Below are 25,289 nucleotides of genomic sequence, written 5' to 3' on the forward strand. Positions count from 1 at the left end.
TTGCCGTAGCCCGCACACGCCGCGCGCTCACCCCGAGACGGGCTTCCGCTCGGGGTGGGCCGGGTCGAGTGAGCAGAGGGTGCCGTCGGAGATCGCCACGACCAGCGCACCGCCGTAGAGCAGGGCCCGCTGCCGGGGCGAGCCGATGAGCGCGGGCGCCGTGCGGGGCAGCGTCTCCCACAGCAGGGTGCCCCTGCTCTCGTCGAGGGCCGCGATCCGGCCGCTGGAACTCACCAGGTAGACGGTGCCCGCACGCCGGTCGTGCACCGGGGTGCCCGGCTTCTCCAGGCTGGTCCTGACCCGCCAGAGCCGCTTGCCCGTCCGCGGCGAGACAGCGGTGACCCGGCCGCTGGACTCGGTGAACAGCACCTTCCCGTCGGCCATCGCCGGCCTTCCCTCGTACAGCTCGGGCAGCTTGACGGTGGTGCGGGCACCGCTGTCCGGGTCGACGAGCACGAACGACGTGAAGCCGCTGTCGACCGAGGTGTCGGGGGCCCGCTCCAGGGCCAGGGCCACCCGCCCGTCGTACTCCTCCAGGAGGGTGGCGTCGAGCGGGACCTTCAGCCGCCGGGCCGATCCGTCGGTCGTGTCCACCGCCACGAGCAGGGCGTGCCCGATCGCGGCCCGCGCCTCCCGGGTGTTCGGGACGCAGTACGCGTACAGGCGCGTGTCCGTCGTCGTGGTCCGCTCACAGTTGTGGCCCGCGGGGAACTCCGCGGTCCAGCGCGCGGCACCGGAGCGCGGCGCCCGGGCCGTCGCCCTACGGCCGCCGACTTCCGGGGCGAGGACGAGGTCGCCGGCGAGGACAAGGGGAAGGGGAAGCTCGGGGTTGGTGACCTCACGGGTCCACAGCCGCTCGCCCGTCCCGGCGTCGAGGGCGAGGAGGTAGGAGGGGTCCTGGACCGGGGCGCCGGAGGACACGCTCTGGTGCACCAGCACGATGCCGTCCCGGACGCCGAGGACCGACGAGTAGTACGACCCCCGCTCCGTGCCGGCCGGGGCGGTGTCGGCGCGCCACACGGTTCTGCCGGAGCGGCCGTCCACCCGGACCGGCAGGATCCCGTCGCCCCCGCAGTAGACGGCGTGCCCTTCGACCACGCACTCGGGGTCACTGCCCGACATGCCGTTGTCCGCCTCCAGCGGCTTGCGGGCCCCGGACGCCGCGGTCTCGTACACCGTCGTCTGCCAGGGCTTCCAGCCGCTCGGGGGCGCCACCCAGCGGGGGGTCGGGGACGGCCCGGGGGTCTTCGCCTCACCGCTCTCCGCGAAGCCGGGCGCCAGCAGATACGCCGTCAGCGCGAGGACCAGCGCGCCGACGGTTCCGGCCGCGGCCAGCACGGGGCGGCGCCGGAGCCGGCGCCCGGGTCGGGTCACGGCGTGGACGTCCGTGGCCGGTGTCACGGTCGCCGGCTCCTCCGGGTCCCCCTCGGGCAGGACCGCCGCGAAGGCCTCCGCCAGCTCGTCGAGGCCGGGGCGGTCGGCGGCGTCCTTGGCGAGGCACTGCTCCAGGATCGCGCGCAGCGGAGGCGGCACCTCGTCCAGGACGGGCGCGTCGTGGATCACCCGATACGCGGTCAGATAGGGGCTGTCGGCGTCGAAGGGGCCCTTGCCGGTGAGGGTGTACACCAGCAGGCTGCCGAGGGAGAAGACGTCCGAGGCGGGGCCGACCGTGCGGGCGTCGGTGAGCTGTTCCGGGGACATGAAGGGCGGGGTGCCGATCATCTGGCCCGTCTCGGTCAGGGTGTGGTTCTCGGCGGCGCGGGAGATCCCGAAGTCGATGACGCGGGGGCCGTCCCCGGCGATCAGGACGTTCGCCGGTTTCAGGTCGCGGTGCACGACACCGGCGCGGTGGATCTCCCGCAGCGCCTCGACCAGGCCGAGGGCCAGGCGGCGCAGTTCGCCGTCGCGCAGCGGGCCCCGGTCGCGGATCCGCTGGGCGAGCGAGGCCCCGGGCACGTACTGGGTGGCCATCCAGGGGCGCACGGCCTCCGCGTCGGCGTCCACGACGGACGCGGTGAAGGCCCCGCTGACCCTGCGGACGGCCTCGATCTCCTGCCGGAACCGGGTGCGGAAGACGGCGTCCTCGGCGTACTGGGCGTGCACCACCTTCACGGCGACGTCGCGCCCCGACCGGGTGCGCGCCCGGTAGACGACGCCCATGCCTCCGGTGCCGAGCCGGTCGACCAGCCGGTAGCCGCCGACCGATTTCGGGTCGTCGCTGTGCAGCGGCACGCCCGCATCCCTCCCCCGTGCGATCTGTGCAGGCCCTGAACGCCATGAAGGCGTGAAACCGTGAAGTTGTGAGCCGTGAAGCCGTGATGGTGCGGCCCGTGAAGCCGTGAAGCCAGTCGAGCGCCAGGATACGTAATCCGGGGAAGCGCGACGGCCGGGCACCGGGCCATGTCGGTCCGGTGCCCGGCCGTGCCGGTCGGGGGGTGTCACACCCCGGCGGTCTCCGTCCGCTCGGTGCCGGCCTCCGTCGCGGCGGACGTGGCGCCCGCGCCCTTCAGGGCCTTCTTCTTCGCCCGGCGTTCCTTGCGGATCTCGACCATCGTGTAGAGGGTCGGGACCAGCAGCAGGGTGAGCAGGGTCGAGGTGATCAGACCGCCGATCACCACCACGGCCAGCGGCTGGGCGATGAAGCCGCCCTCGCCGGTGATGCCCAGGGCCATGGGCAGCAGGGCGAAGATCGTCGCCAGGGCCGTCATCAGGATCGGGCGGAGGCGGTGGCGGCCGCCCTCGATGACCGCCTCGACGGTGCTGTAGCCCTGTCGCCGGTACTGGTTGATCAGGTCGATCAGCACGATCGCGTTGGTGACGACGATGCCGATCAGCATCAGCATGCCGATCATCGCCGGGACGCCCATCGGGGTGCCGGTCGCGACCAGCAGGCCGATGGCGCCGGTGGCGGCGAACGGGATGGAGACCAGCAGGATCAGCGGCTGCACCAGGGACCGGAAGGTCGCCACCAGCAGCATGAAGACGATGGCGATCGCCGCGAGCATCGCGAGGCCCAGCGAGGCGAACGCCTCGTCCTGGTCCTGGGAGACACCGCCGATGTCGGCGGTGGCGCCCGCGGGGAGCGTCAGTCCGTTCAGCTTGGCGGTGAGGTCCGCGCTGACCGCGCCCGTGTTGTCGCCCTTCGGCTTCGCCGTGATCGTGGCGGCCCGCTGGCCGTCGATCCGGGTCATGGCGACCGGGCCGTCCACCAGCTCGACGTCCGCGACGGCGCCGAGCTTCACCGGGCCGAGCCGCAGGTTCTTCAGCTCGTCCAGGGTGTCGGCGGGCTTCGCCGACGTGATGACGATGTCCCGCTCGGTGTCGTCGAGGATCGCCCGGCCGCTGGTCGTGCCGCGCACGGCCTGGGCGACGGCGGCGCCGAGGGTCTGGTCGTCGAAGCCGGCCGCGGCCGCCTTGTCGGTGGCCCTGACCGAGATGCGGGGCACGCTCTGGGAGAGGTCGCTGGTGACGTCGGTGACGTTGTCCAGCGTCGCGACAGCGTCCCGGACCTGCTCGGCCGCCTTGCGCAGGACATCCGCGTCGGCGGCCTTCACGACCACGCTCAGGTCCTGGCTGCCGAAGGCGTCACCGACCGCGATGGTCGTCGTACCGATGCCGGACAGGTCCTTCAAACCGTCCTCGACGCGCTCCTGGACGTCCTCGGCGGTCGCCGAGTCCTCCAGCATCACGTTGTACGAGGCCTGGTTGGAGTCGGTGCCGCCGCCGAAGGCCGCCATGAAGCCGGAGGAGCCGATGGTGACCTGGTAGTCCTTGACGCCCTCGGTGCCGGCGAGCAGCTTCTCGACCTTCTTCGTCCGCTCGTCCGTCGCGGCGAGGCTGGTGCCGGGCTTCAGCTCCTGCTTGATGCTGAGGACTTCCTGGTCGCCCGGGTCGAAGAAGTTGGTCTTCAGCAGCGGGGCCATGCCGAACGTGCCGAGCAGGACGACCACCGCGATGACCACGCTGGTGAGGCGGCGCCGGGTCGCGAAGCGCAGGACGGGCACGTAGAAGCGCTGGAGGCGGCTCCTCGCCTCCTTCTCCTCGGCCTTGCGGCGCGCCTCGTCGGCGTCCTCGGGCGTGCCCTTCGGGGCGCGCAGGAACCAGTACGACAGGACGGGGACGACGGTCAGCGAGACGAGGAGGGAGGCCAGCAGGGCCGCCGTCACCGTCAGGGAGAAGCTGCCGAACAGCTCGCCGACCATGCCGCCGGTGAGGCCGATCGGGAGGAACACGGCGACCGTCGTCAGCGTGGACGAGGTGACCGCGCCGGCGACCTCGCGGACCGCCTTGAGGATGGCCTCCTGGCGCTCCTCGCCGTAGCCGAGGTGGCGCTTGATGTTCTCCAGGACCACGATCGAGTCGTCGACGACACGGCCGATGGCGATGGTGAGCGCGCCGAGGGTGAGCATGTTCAGGGAGAGGTCGCGGGTCCACAGGACGATCAGGGCGAGGACCACCGACAGCGGGATGGACACGGCCGTCACGAGGGTGGACCGGATCGACGCGAGGAACACCAGGATGACGAGGACCGCGAAGAGCAGTCCGAGCGCGCCCTCGGTGGTCAGGCCGTCGATGGACTTGGAGACCGCCGGGCCCTGGTCGCTGACCACGGTGACGGTGGCGTCCGAGCCGAGGTCCCGGCGCATGTCCGCCAGCTTGCCCTCGACGGCCTCGGAGATGGCGACCGCGCTGCCGTCGCGGTCCATGGTGACCATGACCGCGAGGCTGGGCTCTCCGTTGGTGCGGGTGAGGGAGTCGGCCTTGGCCTCCTCCTCCTTGACGGTGGCGACGTCGGCGAGCCGTACGGGCTTCTTGCCGCCCTCGCGCCGCACCCGCAGGTCCTGGATCTGCTTCAGCGACGTGTAGCCGCCGCCGACCTGGACGGTGCGGTTGGCGCCGTCCTCGTCGAAGGAGCCCGCGGGCAGGGTGACGCCGCCGGCCTGGAGGGCCTGGGAGAGGGCCGCCGTGGTCAGGCCGGCCTTCGCGAGCTTCGCGTCGTCGGGGGTGACGGTGACCTGGACGTCCCGTACGCCGTCGACGGTGACCTGACCGACGCCGTCGATGTCCTCCAGGGTGGGGACGACCGTGCGGTCGATCCGGTCGGCGAGGGCCTGCTGGTCCTGGTCGGAGGTGACGGCGAGGACGACGGTCGGCATGTCGTCCGTCGAACCGGCGATCACCTGCGGATCCACGTCGTCCGGGAGCTGCGCGCGGACCCGGTTGACGGCCTGCTGGACATCGGCGACGAGCTGGTCGGTGCCGGGGCCGTAGTCGAAGGACGCCATGATCAGGGCGTTGCCCTCACTGGCGGTGGACGTGACGCCCGTGATGCCGTCGACGGATTCGAGGCTGTCCTCGATGGGTTCGACGACCTGCTTCTCGACCACGTCCGGGGAGGCGCCCTGGTACGGCGCGAGCACGGACACCATCGGCAGTTCGATGGTGGGCAGCAGTTGCTGTTTGAGCTGGGGTATCGCGATCGCCCCGAAGGCGAGCGCGATGATCGACACCAGACCGACGAGGGCCCGTTGCGCGAGGCTGAACCGAGACAGCCAGGACATGGGTGACCGGATCTCTCTTCTTGTGGCAGGAGCGAAAGGACGAGCGCCGATGTGCGCTCACCCCACACCCTGGCCCACGGAGGAGCCCGATCCGTCGCTCCGCGGGTCCATTTCCTTATCCCGCGCATACTCCGGCCGCAGTAGTACGGGGGGAGTTCACTCCACCCTTGGGCGTACCAGGCCCGACTCGTACGCGAAGACCACCAGCTGGGCCCGGTCGCGGGCGCCGAGCTTCGCCATGGCCCGGTTGACGTGGGTCTTCACGGTCAGCGGGCTCACTTCGAGACGCTCGGCGATCTCGTCGTTGGACAGGCCGGCGGCGACATGGACGAGGACCTCGCGCTCCCGGCCGGTCAGGGTGGCGAGCCGTTCGGAGCGGGCGGAGTCGGATTCACGGTCCCCGTCGGGGTCGTCCGACTGGGCGAGGAAGCGGGCGATCAGGCCCTTGGTCGCGGACGGCGAGAGCAGCGCGTCCCCGCCGGCGGCGACCCGGATGGCGTTCAGCAGCTCGTCCGGTTCGGCGCCCTTGCCGAGGAACCCGGAGGCTCCGGCGCGCAGGGACTGCACGACGTAGTCGTCGACCTCGAAGGTGGTGAGGATGACGACCCGGACGTGGGCCAGCTCGGGGTCGGCGCTGATCATCCGGGTGGCGGCGAGTCCGTCGGTGCCGGGCATCCGGATGTCCATCAGGACGACGTCGGCCCGCTCCTCCTTGGCCCGCCGTACCGCCTCCGCGCCGTCCGACGCCTCCCCCACGACCTCCATGTCCGGTTCCGAGTCCACGAGCACCCGGAAGGCGCTGCGCAGCAGGGCCTGGTCGTCGGCGAGCAGGACGCGGATGGTCATACGGGGTCCCCCGGTGCGGTGGTCAGGGTCGCGCGGGTGCTTCCGCGCGGGCCGTGCGGCTGGTGAGCGGCAGGATCGCATGGACGCGGAAGCCGCCTCCGTAGCGGGGGCCGGTGGTGAGGGTGCCGCCGAGGGCGGTGACGCGTTCGCGCATGCCGAGGAGGCCGTGCCCGCCGCCCGCGCCGTCGGCGTCCGACGTGCCGACGTTCCGGGCGCCGTTGTCGAGGACGGTGATCTCCACGTTCGGTCCCACGCGGACGACGCTGACCTCGGCCTTCGCCTGCGTCCCCGCGTGCTTCTGCACATTGGTGAGGGCTTCCTGGATGACGCGGTACGCGGCGAGGTCGACGGCGGCGGGGAGGGTGCTGCCCTCGTCGGCGTGGACCACGTCGACGGCGAGGCCCGCGCTGTGGAAGGTGCCGACGAGTTCACCGAGCCGGGTCAGGCCGGGGGCGGGTTCGGTGGGGGCCTCGGGGTCGCCGGACTGGCGGAGCAGGCCGACCGTGGCGCGCAGTTCGCCCAGCGCGGAACGGCTGGCCTCGCGGACGTGGGCCAGGGCCTCCTTGGCCTGGTCGGGCCGCTTGTCCATGACGTGTGCGGCGACGCCGGCCTGCACATTGACCAGGGCGATGTGGTGGGCGACGACGTCGTGCAGGTCGCGGGCGATCCGCAGGCGTTCCTCGGCGACCCGGCGGCGGGCCTCCTCCTCGCGGGTGCGTTCGGCCCGCTCGGCGCGTTCCCGTATCGCCGCCACGAAGGCCCGGCGGCTGCGGACCGCGTCCCCGGCGGTGGCGGCCATGCCGGTCCAGGCGAAGATGCCGATGTTCTCCTGGTCGTACCAGGGGGCGGGGCCGACGAGCATGGCCGTGGCCGTCAGGGCGGTCATCGTGAGGAGGCCGACGCGCCAGGTGGTGGGGCGGTCGGTGGTGGAGGCGACGGTGTAGAGGGCGATGACGGCGGCCATCGCGACGGGGGCGCGGGGGTCGCCGGTGACCAGCTCGGTGAGGGTGAGCGCGGAGGTCGCCGCCAGGACGGGCAGGGGGGAGCGGCGGCGGGCGACGAGGGCGGCGGCGGCGAGCACCATGAGGGTGACGCCGACGGCGTCGGGGGTGCGGGTGCCCCACTTGTCGGGGTGCTGGGCGTGGGGGTCGACGAAGGAGCCGGCGAGCATGCAGGTGAGGACGCCGAGAGCGAGGGCCGCGTCCAGCGCGAGGGGGTGCGCGGTCAGCCAGGTCCTGGTGCGCTGGAGGGTGCTCACGGGGGTTTACGGTACGGGGCCCTGGCGGGGGGCGGTAGCCGTGGGGTTCGTCCCCGCCGCCCCTACCCGTCCCGTCCCAGGGGCCGCCGCCCCTTCGACCCCGCGTCGGCGCCTTACGGCTCGGGGGGCGGGTTCGTCGGCGGGTGCGGGTCCGTTGTGGCTTGTCGCGCAGTTCCCCGCGCCCCTGGGAAGGGGGCTGCGCCCCTTCCCCCTTGCTGCTAGCCCGGGATCAGGCCGTCGTCGCTGAGCATGTCCCGGACTTCCTCCAGGGTCGCGTCCGGGGACGGGAGGATCAGCTCGGAGGGTTCCAGGGCCTCGTCCGGGAGGGCGGTGCCCAGTTCCCTGACCTTGGACAGGAGGGCGTGGAGGGTGCGGCGGAAGCCGGGGCCGTCGCCGCTCTCCATCTCGGTCAGTAGCTCGTCGTCAAGTTTGTTCAGCTCGGCGAAGTGGCTGTCGGCCAGCTCCACCTGCCCCTCCCCCATGATCCGTACGATCATGTCGCCCTCCTCAGGCACGGGACTCACACGGGATGACTACTGCTTGTCGAAGCGGGGGGTGTCCTGGCGCTGGGACTGCTGCTGGGCGGAGCCCTGGCCGCCCTCGATGGCCTGCTGCCCGGACGTGCCTCCCGCCAGCTCCGCCTTCATGCGCTGGAGTTCCAGCTCGACGTCCGTACCGCCGGAGAGGCGGTCCAGCTCGGCCTGGATGTCGTCCTTGTGCATACCGGACGGGTCGTCGAGGGCACCGGAGGCGAGCAGTTCGTCGATGGCGCCGGCGCGGGCCTGGAGCTGCGCCGTCTTGTCCTCGGCGCGCTGGATGGCGAGACCGACGTCGCCCATCTCCTCGGAGATGCCGGAGAAGGCCTCCCCGATCCGGGTCTGGGCCTGGGCGGCGGTGTAGGTCGCCTTGATCGTCTCCTTCTTCGTGCGGAAGGCGTCGACTTTGGCCTGGAGCCGCTGGGCGGCGAGGGTGAGCTTCTCCTCCTCGCCCTGGAGGGTGGAGTGCTGGGTCTCCAGGTCCGTCACCTGCTGTTGGAGCGCGGCACGCCGGGAGAGCGCCTCGCGGGCCAGGTCCTCACGGCCCAGCGCGAGCGCCTTGCGGCCCTGGTCCTCCAGCTTCGAGGACTGGGACTGGAGCTGGTTGAGCTGGAGTTCCAGACGCTTGCGGGACGTGGCCACGTCGGCCACACCGCGCCGCACCTTCTGGAGCAGCTCCAACTGCTTCTGATACGAGTAATCGAGGGTCTCGCGCGGGTCCTCGGCCCGGTCAAGGGCCTTGTTCGCCTTCGCGCGGAAGATCATCCCCATACGCTTCATGACACCGCTCATGGGCTTCGCGCGCCCCCTTCTGACGGACTCCAGCTCACCGGTCTCTCGACAGAACCCACAGTACGGGCCCCGCATCCATTACCGCACTGTTCGGGGACGGATGCGCTCCTCCCCAAGGACGACTGTGGACGGCTCCGATCCGGCGTAGGGAGTAGGTGTCCCCCGGGGTTGTGTACGGGCGGACCCCCGGAAAGCGTCAGCTTCCCTACGGACGAATCTTCACCGCACTCCCCCGTTTCCGTCTTCTCCGGTTCCCCGGTCCACGTTCGGTCCCGTTCTGTCCCCAGCACAGACGCCGGGTGTTGCCGGATCGTTCCCCGCGGGACTGGGGTCCATGCCCCGGCACCCCGTACCCTTGGGTTTTGTGTTTCGTAGCCGCGCCAAGAGCGAGAAGGAAGCGGTCGCCGAGAAGGCGTCGGTGACCGACTCCAAGCAGACCCGTGACCCGCAGGCCCCCAAGGGGCGGCCCACTCCCAAGCGGAGTGAGTCCCAGTCCCAGCGTCGCAGCGTCGCCAACACGCCGACGACGCGCAAGGAGGCAGCCAAGCGTTCCCGTGACGAGCGGCGCGCCGCGCTGGAGAAGCAGCGCCAGGCGCTGGCCACCGGCGACGAGCGCTATCTGCCCGCGCGGGACAAGGGCCCGGTCCGCCGGTTCGCCCGCGACTACGTGGACTCGCGTTTCCACATCGCCGAGTTCTTCCTGCCGCTGGCCGTCCTCATCCTCGTGCTGAGCATGGTGCGGGTGCCGGCGTTGCAGAACATCGCGCTGTTGCTGTGGCTGTTCGTGATCATCCTGATCGTGGTCGACTCGGTCGGCCTGGCGATCCGTCTGAAGAAGCAGCTGAACGTCCGCTACCCCGACCAGAACAAGAAGGGCGTCGTCGCCTACGCCCTGATGCGCACCCTCCAGATGCGTCGCCTGAGGTTGCCGAAGCCGCAGGTCAAGCGCGGAGAGCGGCCCTGAGCACGACGGCTTTCTCCGGGGACGCCGCCGAGGCCTGGCTCAACCGGCTGGGGACGCTGCGTGAGGTCGTACGACAGGAGCTGGTGGCCCGCCAGGTCGACGAGCAGATAGCCGCGCGTTTCCCCGTGGGGCAGCGGTTGCGGGTGCTCGACGTCGGGATGGGGCAGGGCACACAGGCGCTGCGGCTGGCGCGGGCCGGGCACGAGGTGACCGGGATCGAGCGGGAGCCGCGGCTGATCGCCGTGGCGCGGGAGGCGCTGGCGGCGGAGCCCGAGGGCATCCGCGGCCGGATGCGCATCGTCGAGGGCGACGGCCGGGACACCGGTGTGCACTTCCTGCCGGGCGGCTTCGACGTGGTCCTGTGCCATGGCGTGCTGATGTACGTCGAGGAGCCGGACGCCCTGCTGGCGGGGCTGGCCCGGATGCTGGCGCCCGGCGGGTTTCTGTCGCTGCTGGTGCGCAACGGCGACGCGCTCGCGATGCGGGCGGGGCTCGCCGGGGACTGGGCGGGGGCGCTCTCGGCGTTCGACACGACCGCGTACCGGAACCGGCTGGGCCTCGATGTGCGGGCGGACCGGCTGGACACGCTGACGGACACGCTCGGGGGGATCGGGGCGCCGCTGCACGCGTGGTACGGGGTGCGGGTGTTCACGGATCTGGCGGCCGACGACGCGGTCGTGCCGGAGAGCCGGGAGGCCCTGGAGGCGTTGCTCGCGGCGGAGGAGCGGGCCGGGCGGACCGATCCTTATCGCCAGGTGGCGGCGCTGCTGCACGTGTGCGGGGTGCGGGGTTAGGGTTCGCGCCCCCCGCCGCCCCTTCCCGTCCTGCGAGGAACGGCCCCCGCGCCCCTTCGAGGGGCGCGGGGGCCGTTCCTCGCCGTTACGCCTCCTGGGCGTGGAGGCTCATCGGGCCGTAGATCTCCGTCGTGTCCTCGAAGAGGCGGACCTGGTCCGCGCCGCCCTCCAGGAGGGCCTTCCACTGTTCACCGATCCATGACTCGGCATCCCCCTGGGTCGTGAACTCCTCGGGCTGGACCGCGGGCTGGACCTCCGTCCCGTCGGCCTTCTCGAACCGCCACGTCCATGCCGCCATGTGAGCCTCCGTAAGTACCGGCCCGGCACCGCTCACCGGCGCCGGGCAAGATCGGGTTCCCCCTGAGCCTAGTCGGACGCACAAGACCTGCGGGTGTTCCTCGGGACGCGGGAAAATCGAAGGCGTGGAACTGACACTGCTCGGCACCGGCGCCCCCGCGGGGCTTCCCCGCCCCGACTGTCCGTGCGCGGCGTGCGCGACCGCGCTCGGCGATGCCGCGCGCGGGGCGACCGCGCTGCTCGTGGACGGCACACTGCTGCTCGACCTCACTCCCGGCGCCGCTCTCGCGGCCGCGCGCGCCGGGCGCTCTCTGACCGGCGTACGCCAGGTGCTGCTGTCGCATCCGCACGCCGGGCCCGCCATGGAGGTTCCGGCGGGTCTGCCGCAGCCGGGGCGGGTGCCGGACGGGCGGGAGCTGGCGCTGCTGACCGGGCACCGGGTGCGGGCGCAGGCGCTGGACTCGCCGGGCACGGGGTACGCGGTGACCGGGCCGGGCGGCCAGCGGCTGCTGTATCTGCCGCCGGGGAGCGCGCCCGCCGGGCTGGAGGAGCGGTCGGCGGAGCCGTACGACATGGTGCTCGCCGATGTCCTGGGGCGACCCGACGCCCTGGCACGGTTGCGGGCGGCGGGAGCCGTGGGGCCGACGACCGATGTCGTCGCCGTCCATCTGGACCATGACGTGCCGCCGGGTGGTGAGTTGCCGCGCCGGCTCGCGGCGGCGGGCGCGCGCGCCGTGCCGGACGGGACGACGCTGGCGGTGGGCGCCTACGAGGACGTGCCGGACGTACCGCGTCGCACGCTTGTGCTGGGCGGGGCGCGGTCCGGGAAGTCGGTCGAGGCGGAGCGGCGGCTGGAGGCGTTCCCGGACGTGCTGTACGTGGCGACGGGCGGCACCCGGGGCGGGGACGGCGAGTGGGCGGCGCGGGTCACCGCGCACCGCGAGCGGCGGCCCGGTTCCTGGCGCACCGTCGAGACCTGCGACCTCGTCCCCCTGCTCAAGGAGGAGGACGGGCCGCCGCTGCTCATCGACTGTCTGTCGCTGTGGCTGACGGACGTCATGGACGAGGTGGGGGCGTGGGACGACGCGGAGTGGGCGGGCGGTGGGGAGCGTGCGCTCCGGGCGCGTGTGACCGAGTTGGCGGAGGCCGTGCGGCAGACCCGCCGGACCGTCGTCGCCGTCTCCAACGAGGTCGGGTCGGGGATCGTGCCGGCCACCGCCTCCGGGCGCCGCTACCGGGACGAACTCGGGCGGCTGAACACGGCGTTCGCGGCGGAGTGCGAGCACGTGCTGCTGGTCGTGGCGGGTCAGGCGGTGTCGCTACGGGGCTGAGGGGTCGGGCGGCGGGGCCACGGGGGCGGCCGGAAGCGCTGTGCGGCGCGCGATGATCCGGTGCGCGCGGGGCGGGAAGGGGGCGCAGGAGCGGGTGGCGACCACTTCGTAGCCCAGCGACCGCAGTTCGGCGAGGAGGTTGCGCAGGGGCATCAGATGGAGCGGGCGGGGCCGGTCGTGCGCCCGGCCCGGCCACCGGGGGACCATGGTCAGGGTGCCGAACGGGCGTGCGGGGTCCGGCACTTCGACGAGGAGATGGCCGTCGGGGCGCAGGATCGTGCGGGCGGCGCGGAGTTCCGCGCGGGGGTCGGCGGTGTGCTCCAGGTGGTGGAACATGCTGACCACGTCGTAGCGGGCGCGCAGCCGGGCGGTGATCTCCGGGTCGGTGAGGAGGCCCTGGTACGCCTCCTCGATCCGCCCGGCCGCCCGCGCGCGTTCGACGCGCGGGGTGGGGTCGACGCCGTCGAACGCGGTGTACGGATGCACCTCGCGCGCGGCCTCCGGGAAGTAGCCGTGCCCGGTGCCGACGTCGAGCCAGCTCTCCGGCTCGATGTACGGCAGCATCGCGCGGGCGGCGGTGCGGTGGTGCCGGCGGCGGAGCCGGCCGGCGAGTTCGGAGCGGACGTGCCCCTCGGTGGGGTGCCGGTGGTGGCGCAGGAGCAGCCCGTCGGCGGTGGGCCGGGGGTTCTGGAAGGCGTGGGAGCAGTCCCGGCACTCGTCCACCACGAAGGTGCCCGGTGTGCGCCGGGACCCCTCCGGCGCCCGCACCCGCGTCCGCAGCCGCCGCGAGCCGCACCAGGGGCAGTCGTCCCGGCGCGCTTCCCGAAAGGGATCGACACCCGGGGCGGGCGGGCCGGGGTCCGGCCGGGGGGTGGGGGGCATGGCGGCTCCTGGGGGCGAGGGGAGAGTAAGCGGATATGAGGACATTCACCGCAGAACGGTACGTAGACGATCGCGATCCGGAGCGCAACGACGTGCCCTCGGCTGGGCGACGAGCCGTGGGGAGCCCCCGGACGGGGAGGGGAGGGGAGGGGAGGAGAGGGCGGGGGAGGGCGGGGCCCGGCTCCCTCGCTCGCGGGCCCGCCCCACCCCCGCCGCCGCCCCTGGGCTCGCCGTCGGCCCGTCGCCCCCGCCCCGGTCGGTTCGGGGTGTGGGTCCGGGTGCGGTCGGTGTGCGGTCGGTTTCGGTGTGGCGCGGTCGTGTTCGATCGCTGCCGGTACTGTTCGGCGAATGAGCTCGCTTAATCTCGACGACTTCACCGATCTGATCGAGCGCCCCGACGGCGGGGTGCGCCGCGACGCCGAGGCGCGGCGGGAGAGGCAGATCGTGCCGCCCGGGGCGCTGGGCCGGTTGGACGACCTCGGTGAGTGGCTGGCGGCGGCGCAGTCCGCCGTGCCGGTGCGGCCGATCGGCCGGGCCCGAGTGGTGCTGTTCGCGGGCGACCACGGCGTCGCCGAACTGGGCGTCTCCGCCCGACCCGCGGGCACGGCGGACCAGTTGGTGCGGGGCGTGCTCGACGGAAGCAGCCCGGTGGCGGTGCTGGCCCGGCGCCTCGACGTACCGGTCCGGGTGGTCGACCTGGCCCTGGACTGCGACCCCGGGTCGCTGCCCGAGGAGGTCGTACGGCACCGGGTGCGGCGCGGCTCAGGGCGTATCGACATCGAGGACGCGCTGACCCTTGAGGAGGCGGAGGCCGCGTTCCGGGCGGGCGTCGCCGTCGCGGACGAGGAGGCCGACTCCGGGACGGACCTGGTCGTGCTCGGGGACCTCAGCGTCGGCGGGACCACGGCCGCGGCCGTCCTCGTCGCCGCGCTGTGCGGGACCGACGCGTCGGTGGTGACCGGGCGGGGCGGCCGGGCGATCGACGATCTGGCCTGGATGCGCAAGTGCGCCGCCGTACGGGACGCCCTGCGGCGGGCGCGGCCCGTACTCGGGGATCAGTTGCAGCTGCTGGCGGCGGTGGGCGGGGCCGATCTCGCCGCCATGACCGGGTTCCTGCTGCAGAGCGCGGTGCGGAAGATGCCCGTCATCCTCGACGGCGTGGTGTCCGCGGCGTGCGCGCTGGTCGCCCAGCGGGTGGCCTTCCGGGCGCCGGACTGGTGGCTCGCCGGGCAGAGCAGTGGCGAGCCGGCGCAGGCCAAGGCGCTGGACCGGATGGCGATCGAGCCGCTGCTGGACCACGGGGTGAAGGTCGGGGAGGGCGCGGGTGCGCTGCTCGCGCTGCCCCTGGTGCAGGCCGCGGCGGCGCTGGCCGCGGAGCTGCCGGAGCGTGAGCCGACGGAGCCCGAGAAGACGGCCGACGACAGCGGGACCGAGGAGAAGAACCTCGCGGAGGAGTACGACGCGACGTAGGACGCCGCCGGGGGCACACCCCACCATCAGCGGGGCACACCCCCGTGGCGGGAGCGGAACGGAACGGCCGGCTCGGCACCCCCCGAGCCGCGCCGCCCCGGTCACGCACCCCCGGTCACGCGCCACCCTGCTCACGCGCCACCCCGCTCACGCGCCGCCCCGCTCACGCGTCACCACCCGAAGGGGCACACCAGCGGCCGGGAGCGACCGGCGGACCGGCCATAGGATCCGAATATGGCCATTGCCCCAGTTGCGACCCCTCAGCGCGGGTTCAGCATGGCGCTCGGACGGCTCGGCGACCCGGCGGACGGGCAGTGCGTGATGCTGGAGTGCGCCGACGAGCGGGGTGAGCCGCGGGCCCTGTTGTCCTTCGTGCCGTGGGGGCCGCACGGGCTCTCCCTCGACCTGATGCGACGGGACCGCGACGCCGACAACGGGCTGATGGAGTTCATGGTCATCGACCTCCTCCAGCGGGCCGACGAGATCGGGATCACGCAGGTCTCGCTCAACTTCGCGATGTTCCGATCGGTCTTCGAACGTGGCGCGCGCCTCGGCGCGGGACCGGTCCTGCGGCTGTGGCGGTCGCTGCTCAGCTTCTTCTCCCGCTGGTGGCAGATCGAGTCGCTGTACCGGGCCAACGCCAAGTACCGGCCCATCTGGGAGCCGCGGTTCCTGCTCTTCGAGAAGAGCGCGGACCTGCCGCGCATCGCCGTCGCCGCGGCCCGCGCGGAGGGCTTCCTGGAGGCGCCGGGACTGCCGAAGTGGCTGCACCGCAGACACCTGGAGTCACGCCGGTGACCGCGTAGGGGGACGGGCGTCCGGCGACGGACGCGCGGCCGTCCGCGTCGGGACCCGGCGTCCGGAAAGACGCACGGGACATGGGGACGAGGACGTACACAGATGCGGGCCGGCGGATGAACGGGGCCGGCCGGGCGGCCCGCGCCGAATGGGGGCCGTTGTACGACACCGTGCGCCCGGCCCTGGCGCGCCGGCTGCGGGCCGCCCCGATGACCGTCGCCGCCGTCGGTCTGGCGGCGGTCGTCCACGTGGTGCACCGGCAGTCCTGGGGCTACGGGTTCATCGAGGGCGTGGGCGCCGTACGGGCCGAGGACCCGCTGTGGCTGGCGCTGCTGCGGACCCCGCTCTCCCTGTTCGTCCCCGCGCTGGATCTGCCCGTGTGGGGTGCGCTCGCGCAGATCCTGCTCGTGTTCGGGATCGCGGAGATCTGCCTGGGGAAGGGGCGGACGCTGGCCGTGGCGTATCTGGCGACGCTGGCCGGCACGCTGTACGCGCGCGTGGGCATCGCGCTCGGCCCCGACGTCCCCTTCGTGGGGCTGCCCGCCTCGGACGCCCAGGTCGTCGACACCGGGCCGTCGGCGGCCGTGGTGGGCCTCGCGGTGTTCCTCGGGTGGCGGTTGCGGGCGCACGTCACGGCGGGCGCGGTCGTCGTGGCGATGGTCGTCGAGGTGCTGGTCAAGGAGAACCTCGCGGGCAAGGAGCACCTGGCGGCGATCGCGGCCGTGCTGGCGCTGTGCGGGCTCCTGGCCGTGCGTCAGCGGCGTTCCGCCCGGTCGGGCGGTGGCGCCGGCCCGGAGGGCAGGTCCGGGGTGCCGCCGATCCAGTCCTGGAGACGGCGGCTCGGGCCCGACCAGCGGCGGTCGTGACGGTAGGACCGCAGCAGGGCCCTGGCACGGGCGCGCGGGCGGCGGCGGTAGAAGCGGCGGGCCCAGGCGGAGGTCGGGCGGGCCAGGCGGACGGCTCCGACGACGGCGATGAGGGGGATGATCACCCCGAAGATCGCCGTGCGGGCCTTGCCTTTGCTGAGGGCGATCAGGGCGATGAGGAAGTTCGTGCCGATGGTGAGCAGGGCGGCGCCCCGGTCCTGGAGCTCCTCCTCGCTGAGGTCGTTGACGCCGAAGGGCAGGAAGCCGCTGAGGACGAGGCCCACCAGGGCCGCCGTCAGCACGACCATCTCGACGCTCTTGCGGCCCTGCTCCGACCAGTACACGTCGTCGAGGTGCAGGATCAGCGCGAACTCGTCCAGCACCAGCCCGGCGCCCATGCCGAAGATCACGGCGGAGAACAGCGAGCCGAAGCCGTGCCCGTCGGAGGCCACCGAACCGAAGCCGCCGGCGACGGTGAGGAGGACACCGGGGACGACATGGTGGATGTGGACGCCGCCGCTGCCGCTGATGTTGCGGAAGGGCCCCTTGCCGGCCCGGATGAGCCGGGTGATGAGCCGGGTGATCAGGAAGGTCAGGACGAACGCGGCGAGCGCGAGGAGCAACGGCAGTTTGCCCGGCTCGGTGATGTTCCGTTGCCACCAGTGACCCATAGGGGCACTTTATGCGGATACGCCCCGACTGCCTCGCACAGTGCTGCCGTTCGGGCCTCCCCGGCCCCTCTGGGCGCCGTTCTCGCCTCACCGGCCGCCGGGTAGCCTGCGCCGGTGTCCACGACCCCGGCGCCCGCGCCCACCCTCTCCGACGGCCTGCGTTTCGCCTTCGGCACCCTGACCGTGCTGCCGGTGTGGGTGCCCCGGTGGGACCGCGACGCCGCACGGGTGGGAATGCTGTGTGCGCCCGCCGCCGGGCTGGTGGTCGGCGCCGCCGCGGCCGCGCTCGGCGGGCTGCTGCTGTTCCTGGGCGCGGGGCCCCTGCTCGCCGCCGTGGCCGGGGTCGCCGTACCGGCCGTGCTCACCCGGGGACTGCATCTGGACGGGCTCGCGGACACCGCCGACGGGCTGGGCAGCGGCAGACCCGCCGAGGACGCGCTGCGGATCATGAAGCAGTCGGACATCGGTCCGTTCGGCGTCATCACCCTCGTACTCGTCCTGTTCGCCCAGGTCGCCGCCCTCACCGAGGCGTACGGGGAGTCCTGGGCCCTGGGCACGGTCGCGGCCGTCGTCGCGGCGACCACCGCCCGGCTGGCCCTGACCCTGGCCGCCCGCACCGGCGTTCCGGCCGCCCGGCCCGAGGGGCTGGGGGCCGCGGTGGCGGGCGCCGTGCCGATGCGGGGCGCGGTGCTGGTGACGGCGGTCGTGGGGTGCGCTGCGGCCGGCGCGGGCGCACTGCTCGGGCCGTACGACCTCGCCCGTACGGTGCTCGCGGTCGCCCTCGGCTGCGCCGTCGCCGAGTCGCTGCTGCGGCACTGCGTACGGCGGTTCGGCGGGGTGACCGGCGATGTGTTCGGAGGGCTGGCCGAGACGGCGGCGACGGCGGCGCTGGTCGTGTTCACCCTGGGGTGAGCCCGGGGGCGGCCGTCGGGTGACCGGCCGACCGGGGCGGCCCGCCGCGCGCCGGGGTCAGCAGGCCTCGCGCCACACCCCCAGCTCCCACTTCTTCAGCAGGGAGCTGAGCCGCAGCCGCCGGGACTCGGGGCAGAAGTCGGCCGTCTTCATCTCGTACTCGACGTGGAAGACCGCCTTGTCCGCGTCGACGAACGGGGTGAGGGTGTCGCACTCCTCGTACTGGGCGCACTGTTCGTTGACCGCGAAGTCGAAGTCGTCGACGAGGGCGGGGATCTGGTCGAGGTCGTTCTTCAGGCCCACCGCCAGGCCCCGTTCATGGGCGAGGCGGGCGACGAGACGGTTGTAGCGGAGCTGGTCGGCGGCCTTCAGGGGGAAGCCGGTCCGGTTGCGGTAGCCGTCCATGTTGTCCGGCTCGACCGCGTCGAAGCCCTTCTCCGCGCACATGTCGATCCGGGCGGCCATCAGCGGTTCGAGGACGTCGAGGCGGCGGATGTCGAGCCAGCGCTCCCCCTCCCAGCCGTTGCCCCTGCCGATCACCGACTCGGGGAACTCGTCGGCGTCCGGACGCCAGTCCTCCCAGGCGCCGGTGGACAGATAGCAGATGACCTTGCGGCCGTCGTCGTGGAGGCCGTCGACGGTCTCCGCGGAGTGGTCGAAGCCGTCGATGTCGTACACGGGCACGTCGACCGAGGTGTCCAGGCGCCCGCTCAACTGCCACTGCCAGTCCGTGCCGGGCTTCGGCCGCCACCGGTCGCCCGTCCTCGGGCCGGCGTCCGCGCCCGGCTTGTCGTCGGGGGCGGCGGCGCAGCCCCCGACCAGCAGGAGCAGGGTCAACAGGGCGCTGCGGGCGGGGGCGCGTCTCATAGCAAGGGCTCCGGGGCGGGCGGCAACATACTCCAAGGATGATCGCCGACCCGCACCCGCACGCACCGACCTCCCGCTGTGCGACGTCGGCACCACGCCGCGGGCCGTGGCTCGTTCGTGGCCCGTGACCACCGTCCGCACGAGTGACCGACATCGGCTACCCGTGACAAGGGTTCCCCCTATGCCGAAGTCATGGGGATCTCCCTGCATGGGCCGGGCGGAAAGTCAGGGAGGCTGGTGGCAGCGAACGCCGTCCGGCCGGCCGGTGCGGAACCGGCCCCCGCGCCCCAGATCCGACGGACCGAACAAGGGCCTAGGCTCGTGCCCGGCACGTCGACCCGATCCGTTCGGCTACCCAAAACTCAATCGGAAGCGAGATTTCACCACCGTGACTGCTCTCACTCTCAGCACCGCCGCCGCGTCCGGCCTCCGCGCCGACGCGATCGTGGTCGGTGTCGCGAAGGGCGCCAAGGGCCCGGTCGTTGCCCCGGGTGCCGAGACCGTGGACAAGGCGTACGACGGCAGGCTGGCCGGCCTCCTGGAGACCCTCGGCGCCTCGGGCGCCGAGGGCGAGGTGACGAAGCTGCCCGCCCCGTCCGGCTTCAAGGCGCCGCTCGTGGTGGCGGTGGGCCTGGGAGCGGAGCCCGACAAGGACGGCTCGTTCGGCGCGGAGACGCTGCGCCGGGCGGCCGGTGCCGCGGCCCGTGCCCTGGCCGGCTCGAAGAAGGCGGCGTTCGCCCTGCCGCTCGCCGACACCGACGCCGTGGGTGCCGTCGCCGAGGGCGCGCTGCTCGGCGCGTACTCGTTCGACACCTACAAGGAGAACGGCCGTCAGGCCAAGGACGGCGCCAAGGCCAAGGGCGGCAAGGCCCCGCTCGCCGAGGTGGCGCTGCTCGGCGCCAAGCCGCGCGACCGCGCCCACAAGGCCGCCGTCGAGCGCGCCGTCGCGGTCGCCGAGGAACTCAACCGCGCCCGCGACCTGATCAACACCCCGCCGAACGACCTCGACCCGGCGGCGTTCGCCGCGATCGCGCAGGGCGCCGGCAAGGAACACGGCATCAAGGTGACCGTGCTCGACGAGAAGGCGCTCGCCAAGGGCGGCTACGGCGGCATCCTCGGCGTCGGCGCGGGCTCCGCCGCCACGCCCCGGCTGGTGCAGCTGACCTACACCCACGCGAAGGCCACGAAGCACCTGGCGTTCGTCGGCAAGGGCATCACCTACGACTCGGGCGGCATCTCTCTGAAGCCCGCCGGGCACAACGAGACGATGAAGTGCGACATGAGCGGTGCCGCCGCCGTGTTCGCCGCGGTCGTCGCCGCCGCGCGGCTCGGCCTGGAGGTCAACGTCACCGGCTGGCTCGCCCTCGCCGAGAACATGCCGTCCGGCACCGCCACCCGGCCGGGTGACGTGCTGCGCATGTACAGCGGCAAGACGGTGGAGGTGCTGAACACCGACGCCGAGGGCCGGCTGGTGCTGGCCGACGCGCTCGCCAAGGCGTCGGAGGACGCGCCGGACGCGATCGTCGACGTGGCGACGCTGACCGGGGCGATGATGCTGGCGCTGGGCAACCGGACGTTCGGCATCATGGCGAACGACGACGCGTTCCGCTCCGCCGTGCACGAGGCGGCGGAGGAGGTCGGCGAGGCCGCGTGGCCGATGCCGCTCCCGGACCACCTGCGCAAGGGCATGGACTCCCCCACCGCCGACATCGCGAACATGGGCGAGCGGTACGGCGGCGGGCTCGTCGCCGGCCTGTTCCTGAAGGAGTTCGTGGGCGAGGGCATCACGTGGGCGCACCTCGACATCGCGGGTCCGGCGTTCAACGAGGGCGGCCCGTTCGGGTACACCCCCAAGGGCGGTACGGGTTCCGCGGTGCGGACGCTGGTGCGGTTGGCCGAGCGGGCCGCCGCGGGTGACCTGGGCTGACGTCCGCCACCGCACGACATCCGAGGGGCGTGGGCGACCGCGGTCCGGCTGTGGCCGGTCGCGCGGTCGCCCGCGCCCCTTCGGCGTTCGGCCCCGTCACATGTGAGCGTGTGGTGTCTCACACCCCGGCCCGGCGTCTCGTTCCCTCCCGACAAGTGCGAAGATGGGGCTCGGCAGGACAGGGCCCCCACCACAGGGCCGAAGAAGAGCGGCCGGACACCAGCCGCCGCCCGGTCACTGGAGACCGGCGTACGGCGCACATGCATGGAGGACGTGACGTGGCGAACGACGCCAGCACCGTTTTCGACCTAGTGATCCTCGGCGGTGGTAGCGGTGGTTACGCCGCGGCCCTGCGCGGGGCGCAGCTGGGCCTGGACGTCGCCCTGATCGAGAAGGACAAGGTCGGCGGCACCTGCCTGCACCGGGGATGCATCCCCACCAAGGCCCTGCTGCACGCGGGCGAGATCGCCGACCAGGCCCGCGAGAGCGAGCTGTTCGGTGTGAAGGCCACCTTCGAGGGCATCGACGTACCGGCCGTCCACAAGTACAAGGACGGTGTGATCTCCGGTCTGTACAAGGGCCTTCAGGGGCTGATCGCCTCCCGCAAGGTCACGTACATCGAGGGTGAGGGCCGGCTGTCCTCCCCCACCTCCGTCGATGTCAACGGCCAGCGCGTCCAGGGCCGCCACGTCCTGCTGGCGACCGGCTCCGTGCCGAAGTCGCTGCCGGGCCTGGAGATCGACGGCAACCGCATCATCTCCTCGGACCACGCCCTCGTCCTGGACCGCGTGCCGAAGTCGGCGATCGTCCTCGGCGGCGGTGTCATCGGCGTCGAGTTCGCCTCCGCCTGGAAGTCCTTCGGTACGGACGTCACGGTCATCGAGGGCCTGAAGCACCTCGTCCCCGTCGAGGACGAGAACTCCTCCAAGCTTCTTGAGCGCGCGTTCCGCAAGCGCGGCATCAAGTTCAACCTGGGCACCTTCTTCTCGAAGGCCGAGTACACCCAGGACGGTGTCAAGGTCACCCTCGCCGACGGCAAGGAGTTCGAGGCCGAGCTGCTGCTCGTCGCCGTCGGCCGCGGTCCGGTCTCCGCCGGTCTCGGCTACGAGGAGCAGGGCGTCGCCATGGACCGCGGCTACGTCCTGGTCGACGAGTACATGCGGACGAATGTCCCGACCGTCTCCGCCGTCGGTGACCTGGTGCCGACGCTCCAGCTCGCGCACGTCGGCTTCGCCGAGGGCATGCTGGTGGCGGAGCGTCTGGCCGGTCTGAAGGTCGTCCCGATCGACTACGACGGTGTCCCCCGTGTGACGTACTGCCACCCGGAGGTCGCCTCCGTGGGCATCACCGAGGCCAAGGCCAAGGAGATCTACGGCGCGGACAAGGTCGTCGCTCTGAAGTACAACCTCGCGGGCAACGGCAAGAGCAAGATCCTCAACACCTCGGGCGAGATCAAGCTCGTCCAGGTCAAGGACGGTGCCGTGGTCGGCGTCCACATGGTGGGCGACCGCATGGGCGAGCAGGTCGGCGAGGCCCAGCTGATCTACAACTGGGAGGCGCTGCCCGCCGAGGTCGCGCAGCTCATCCACGCCCACCCGACGCAGAACGAGGCGATGGGCGAGGCCCACCTGGCCCTGGCCGGCAAGCCGCTGCACTCGCACGACTGACCCTCGGTCGACGAAGCGACGATCCAGACTTCCGCAATTCGTTAAGGAGCAACAGAAACCATGGCGGTTTCCGTAACCCTTCCGGCGCTCGGCGAGAGCGTCACCGAGGGCACCGTCACCCGCTGGCTGAAGGCCGAGGGTGAGCGTGTCGAGGCCGACGAGCCGCTGCTCGAGGTCTCGACCGACAAGGTCGACACCGAGATCCCCTCCCCCGCCGCCGGTGTCCTCGCGTCCATCAAGGTCGCCGAGGACGAGACGGTCGAGGTCGGCGCCGAGCTGGCCGTGATCGACGACGGCACGGGCGCGCCCGCCGCCGCCCCCGCCCCGGCCGCCGAGGAGGCTCCGGCCCCCGCGCCCGAGCCCGCCGCTGCCGCGCCCTCCACCGAGCAGGCCGCCCCCGCTCCGGCCCCGACCGCCGCGGCCGCCGCCGGCGCCGGCTCCGCCGAGGGCACGGACGTGGTCCTGCCCGCGCTCGGCGAGTCCGTCACCGAGGGCACCGTCACCCGCTGGCTCAAGGCGGTCGGCGACAGCGTCGAGGCCGACGAGCCGCTGCTCGAGGTCTCCACGGACAAGGTCGACACCGAGATCCCGGCGCCCACCTCCGGTGTGCTGCTGGAGATCGTGGTCGGCGAGGACGAGACCGCCGAGGTCGGCGCCAAGCTGGCCGTCATCGGCGCTCCCGGTGCCGCCCCGGCCGCCGCTCCGGCTCCGGCCGCCCCGGCTCCGGCGCCCGCCGCCGAGGCCCCGGCCCCGGCTGCCCCCGCGCCCGCCCCGGCCGCCCCCGCGGCTCCGGCCCCCGCGCCGGCCGCCCCCGCCGCGCCGGCCCCGGCGCCCGCCGCCGCTGCCCCGGCCGCCCCCGCTCCGGCGCCCGCCCCGGTGACCCCGGCTCCGGCCGCCGCCGCCCCGGCCGCCGCCAAGGCGACGGACGAGGGTGCGTACGTGACCCCGCTGGTCCGCAAGCTCGCCGCGGAGAACGGTGTCGACCTGGCGTCCGTCAAGGGCACCGGTGTCGGTGGTCGTATCCGCAAGCAGGACGTCATCGCCGCCGCCGAGGCCGCGAAGGCCGCTGCCGCCGCCCCGGCCCCGGCCGCCGCGGCTCCGGCCGCCGCCGCGTCGAAGAAGGCCCCGGTCCTGGAGGCGTCCCCCCTCCGCGGCCAGACCATCAAGATGCCGCGCATCCGCAAGGTCATCGGCGACAACATGGTCAAGGCGCTGCACGAGCAGGCGCAGCTGTCCTCGGTCGTCGAGGTCGACGTGACCCGTCTGATGAAGCTGCGTGCCAAGGCGAAGGACTCCTTCGCGGCCCGCGAGGGTGTGAAGCTCTCCCCGATGCCGTTCTTCGTGAAGGCGGCGGCCCAGGCGCTGAAGGCCCACCCGGCCATCAACGCCCGGATCAACGAGGCCGAGGGCACGATCACCTACTTCGACACGGAGAACGTCGGCATCGCCGTGGACTCCGAGAAGGGCCTGATGACCCCGGTCATCAAGCACGCGGGCGACCTCAACATCGCCGGCATCGCCAAGGCCACCGCCGACCTGGCGGGCAAGGTCCGGGCCAACAAGATCACTCCGGACGAGCTGTCCGGGGCGACCTTCACCATCTCCAACACCGGCTCGCGCGGCGCGCTCTTCGACACGATCATCGTGCCGCCGAACCAGGTCGCGATCCTCGGCATCGGCGCCACGGTCAAGCGCCCCGCCGTGATCGAGACGGAGGAGGGCACGGTCATCGGCGTCCGCGACATGACCTACCTGACCCTCTCCTACGACCACCGTCTGGTCGACGGCGCCGACGCGGCCCGTTACCTGACGGCGGTCAAGGCGATCCTGGAGGCGGGCGAGTTCGAGGTCGAGCTCGGCCTGTAAGGGTCCACCACCGCAGTACGACGGTGCCCGTCCGGAGCTTCCGGGCGGGCACCGCTGTTTTCCCGGGGCGGCACGTCGCGTAGGGGCTTCGCAGCTCGGCCGGTACGGGTCTTTACAGACGGGGCCGTCATGGGAGCGTGTAAGTCTCGTCTCACCTGCGAGAAAGCGCCCCCGTGCGCCCCTCATGGTCGGCGTCGCGGCTTTATTGTCTATGGGTCAACGCCCTTGGGGCTCAGTCCCCCGCCGAAGGAGCCCGCATGACCACCGCGCCCGTCGTCCACTCGCTGCGCGAACAGATCCGCGAGCACATCGTGGAGGGGATCGTGAGCGGGCGCTGGAAGCCGGGTGAGCGGATCGTGGAGCGGCGCATCGCGACGGAGCTGGAGGTCAGCCAGACGCCGGTGCGGGAGGCGCTGCGCGAGCTGGAGTCGCTGCGGCTGATCGAGTCCGCGCCGAACAAGGGCGTACGGGTGCGGAACCTCACGGCGGCCGATCTGGAGGAGAGTTACCCGGTCAGGGCCGGTCTGGAGGCGATCGCTGCGGAGCTGGCGGCCGAGCGGCTGGCGGGGGACTGCTCGGCCCTCGAGCCGCATGTCGCCGCGCTCTACGAGGCGGACCGCAACGCCGACGGCACGTCCCAGGTACGGCACACCGTCGCCTTCCACCGCGAGCTGGTCCGGGCCGCCGGCAACTCCGTCCTGCTGCACACCTGGGAGGGCCTCGGCATCGAGGTCTTCACGGCGCTCAGCATTCGCTGGCTCGGCACGGTGCAGCAGTCGTACGCGGAGGAGCACGAGGAGTTGGTCGCCGCGTTCCGCCGCCGGGATCCGCGGATCGCGGACCTGGTCAAGTCCCACGTCCTGGGCTGCGCCCCGCACACCGACGACGAGCCGGCGTAGCGGTTCCGGGGCGACCGGGCGCTCGTTTTCGGCCGCCGGTGAGTGGGTGTCGGGGACCGTTGCCGACTGCCGGTCCGTGCTTTTC

General features: G+C 72.9%; 20 protein-coding genes and 1 pseudogene. 11 read left to right on the plus strand and 10 right to left on the minus strand.

Annotated elements, in window-relative coordinates; all coding sequences use genetic code 11:
• Nucleotides 1-27: 27 nt before the first annotated feature.
• The 6 genes from SMA5143A_RS08605 to SMA5143A_RS08630 all read right to left on the minus strand — a co-directional run bounded on the left by SMA5143A_RS08605 (nucleotide 28) and on the right by SMA5143A_RS08630 (nucleotide 8,993).
• On the minus strand, nucleotides 28-2,232 hold the full coding sequence (locus SMA5143A_RS08605) for a protein kinase domain-containing protein (RefSeq protein WP_107462311.1): 2,205 nt from the start codon (nucleotides 2,230-2,232) through the stop codon (nucleotides 28-30).
• A gap of 206 nt (nucleotides 2,233-2,438) precedes the next feature.
• On the minus strand, nucleotides 2,439-5,561 hold the full coding sequence (locus tag SMA5143A_RS08610; protein ID WP_107462312.1) for an efflux RND transporter permease subunit: 3,123 nt from the start codon (nucleotides 5,559-5,561) through the stop codon (nucleotides 2,439-2,441).
• A 156-nt stretch (nucleotides 5,562-5,717) separates the two neighbouring features.
• The gene (locus tag SMA5143A_RS08615; protein WP_107462313.1) at nucleotides 5,718-6,407 is read right to left on the minus strand and encodes a response regulator; all 690 of its coding nucleotides are present in this window, start codon (nucleotides 6,405-6,407) and stop codon (nucleotides 5,718-5,720) included.
• A 22-nt stretch (nucleotides 6,408-6,429) separates the two neighbouring features.
• Entirely contained in the window at nucleotides 6,430-7,665 is a 1,236-nt protein-coding gene (locus SMA5143A_RS08620) for a sensor histidine kinase (RefSeq protein WP_107462314.1), read from the minus strand.
• Nucleotides 7,666-7,883: 218 nt separating this feature from the next.
• Nucleotides 7,884-8,162 (minus strand): PspA-associated protein PspAA, encoded by a 279-nt coding sequence (pspAA, locus tag SMA5143A_RS08625; RefSeq protein WP_107462315.1) that lies wholly within the window; start codon nucleotides 8,160-8,162, stop codon nucleotides 7,884-7,886.
• A gap of 36 nt (nucleotides 8,163-8,198) precedes the next feature.
• Nucleotides 8,199-8,993: a PspA/IM30 family protein gene (locus SMA5143A_RS08630; RefSeq protein ID WP_079049790.1), complete on the minus strand. Its 795-nt coding sequence runs from the start codon at nucleotides 8,991-8,993 to the stop codon at nucleotides 8,199-8,201.
• Between the two features lie 334 nt (nucleotides 8,994-9,327).
• Here SMA5143A_RS08630 and SMA5143A_RS08635 point away from each other — a divergent pair, with 334 nt between their 5' ends.
• Nucleotides 9,328-9,957: a DUF3043 domain-containing protein gene (locus tag SMA5143A_RS08635; protein ID WP_107462316.1), complete on the plus strand. Its 630-nt coding sequence runs from the start codon at nucleotides 9,328-9,330 to the stop codon at nucleotides 9,955-9,957.
• Nucleotides 9,954-10,751 (plus strand): class I SAM-dependent methyltransferase, encoded by a 798-nt coding sequence (locus SMA5143A_RS08640; protein ID WP_107462373.1) that lies wholly within the window; start codon nucleotides 9,954-9,956, stop codon nucleotides 10,749-10,751. The genes SMA5143A_RS08635 and SMA5143A_RS08640 overlap by 4 nt, the downstream gene beginning before the upstream one ends.
• Before the next feature lie 85 nt (nucleotides 10,752-10,836).
• On the opposite strand, the gene SMA5143A_RS08645 is transcribed toward SMA5143A_RS08640, so the two are convergent.
• Nucleotides 10,837-11,049: a hypothetical protein gene (locus SMA5143A_RS08645; RefSeq protein ID WP_055715745.1), complete on the minus strand. Its 213-nt coding sequence runs from the start codon at nucleotides 11,047-11,049 to the stop codon at nucleotides 10,837-10,839.
• Nucleotides 11,050-11,173: 124 nt separating this feature from the next.
• On the opposite strand from SMA5143A_RS08645, the gene SMA5143A_RS08650 reads away from it, so the two are divergent.
• Complete coding sequence (locus tag SMA5143A_RS08650; RefSeq protein WP_107462317.1) at nucleotides 11,174-12,379, plus strand: bifunctional adenosylcobinamide kinase/adenosylcobinamide-phosphate guanylyltransferase; 1,206 nt, start codon at nucleotides 11,174-11,176, stop codon at nucleotides 12,377-12,379.
• On the opposite strand, the gene SMA5143A_RS08655 is transcribed toward SMA5143A_RS08650, so the two are convergent.
• Nucleotides 12,368-13,261 (minus strand): class I SAM-dependent methyltransferase, encoded by an 894-nt coding sequence (locus tag SMA5143A_RS08655; RefSeq protein WP_107462318.1) that lies wholly within the window; start codon nucleotides 13,259-13,261, stop codon nucleotides 12,368-12,370. The genes SMA5143A_RS08650 and SMA5143A_RS08655 overlap by 12 nt on opposite strands.
• A 348-nt stretch (nucleotides 13,262-13,609) precedes the next feature.
• On the opposite strand from SMA5143A_RS08655, the gene cobT reads away from it, so the two are divergent.
• The 3 genes and pseudogenes from cobT to SMA5143A_RS42940 all read left to right on the plus strand — a co-directional run bounded on the left by cobT (nucleotide 13,610) and on the right by SMA5143A_RS42940 (nucleotide 16,395).
• A complete protein-coding gene (gene cobT / locus SMA5143A_RS08660) occupies nucleotides 13,610-14,731 on the plus strand; it encodes a nicotinate-nucleotide--dimethylbenzimidazole phosphoribosyltransferase (RefSeq protein WP_107462319.1) in 1,122 nt (373 codons plus the stop codon).
• A gap of 261 nt (nucleotides 14,732-14,992) precedes the next feature.
• Nucleotides 14,993-15,529 (plus strand): annotated as a pseudogene (locus SMA5143A_RS08665) (phosphatidylglycerol lysyltransferase domain-containing protein); the annotation flags it as partial.
• An 80-nt stretch (nucleotides 15,530-15,609) separates the two neighbouring features.
• The gene (locus SMA5143A_RS42940; RefSeq protein ID WP_375136471.1) at nucleotides 15,610-16,395 is read left to right on the plus strand and encodes a hypothetical protein; all 786 of its coding nucleotides are present in this window, start codon (nucleotides 15,610-15,612) and stop codon (nucleotides 16,393-16,395) included.
• Here SMA5143A_RS42940 and SMA5143A_RS08675 read toward each other — a convergent pair.
• Nucleotides 16,284-17,066, minus strand: coding sequence for a hypothetical protein (locus tag SMA5143A_RS08675; protein ID WP_107462321.1), 783 nt, complete (start codon nucleotides 17,064-17,066; stop codon nucleotides 16,284-16,286). The genes SMA5143A_RS42940 and SMA5143A_RS08675 overlap by 112 nt on opposite strands.
• A gap of 114 nt (nucleotides 17,067-17,180) precedes the next feature.
• On the opposite strand from SMA5143A_RS08675, the gene SMA5143A_RS08680 reads away from it, so the two are divergent.
• Nucleotides 17,181-17,978, plus strand: a complete 798-nt coding sequence (locus SMA5143A_RS08680; RefSeq protein WP_107462322.1) for an adenosylcobinamide-GDP ribazoletransferase — start codon at nucleotides 17,181-17,183, stop codon at nucleotides 17,976-17,978.
• Nucleotides 17,979-18,035: 57 nt separating this feature from the next.
• Here the strand turns inward: SMA5143A_RS08680 and SMA5143A_RS08685 are convergent, their stop codons facing one another.
• On the minus strand, nucleotides 18,036-18,845 hold the full coding sequence (locus SMA5143A_RS08685) for an endo alpha-1,4 polygalactosaminidase (protein ID WP_107462323.1): 810 nt from the start codon (nucleotides 18,843-18,845) through the stop codon (nucleotides 18,036-18,038).
• A 388-nt stretch (nucleotides 18,846-19,233) separates the two neighbouring features.
• Here SMA5143A_RS08685 and SMA5143A_RS08690 point away from each other — a divergent pair, with 388 nt between their 5' ends.
• The 4 genes from SMA5143A_RS08690 to SMA5143A_RS08705 all read left to right on the plus strand — a co-directional run bounded on the left by SMA5143A_RS08690 (nucleotide 19,234) and on the right by SMA5143A_RS08705 (nucleotide 25,204).
• The gene (locus SMA5143A_RS08690) at nucleotides 19,234-20,772 is read left to right on the plus strand and encodes a leucyl aminopeptidase (RefSeq protein ID WP_107462324.1); all 1,539 of its coding nucleotides are present in this window, start codon (nucleotides 19,234-19,236) and stop codon (nucleotides 20,770-20,772) included.
• A gap of 278 nt (nucleotides 20,773-21,050) precedes the next feature.
• Entirely contained in the window at nucleotides 21,051-22,439 is a 1,389-nt protein-coding gene (gene lpdA / locus SMA5143A_RS08695; RefSeq protein WP_107462325.1) for a dihydrolipoyl dehydrogenase, read from the plus strand.
• A gap of 60 nt (nucleotides 22,440-22,499) precedes the next feature.
• A complete protein-coding gene (gene sucB / locus SMA5143A_RS08700; protein ID WP_107462326.1) occupies nucleotides 22,500-24,305 on the plus strand; it encodes a 2-oxoglutarate dehydrogenase, E2 component, dihydrolipoamide succinyltransferase in 1,806 nt (601 codons plus the stop codon).
• A 257-nt stretch (nucleotides 24,306-24,562) separates the two neighbouring features.
• Entirely contained in the window at nucleotides 24,563-25,204 is a 642-nt protein-coding gene (locus SMA5143A_RS08705; RefSeq protein ID WP_107462327.1) for a GntR family transcriptional regulator, read from the plus strand.
• Nucleotides 25,205-25,289: the final 85 nt, after the last annotated feature.

The sequence above is a fragment of the Streptomyces sp. MA5143a genome (assembly GCF_900290235.1).
Taxonomy (GTDB): domain Bacteria; phylum Actinomycetota; class Actinomycetes; order Streptomycetales; family Streptomycetaceae; genus Streptomyces.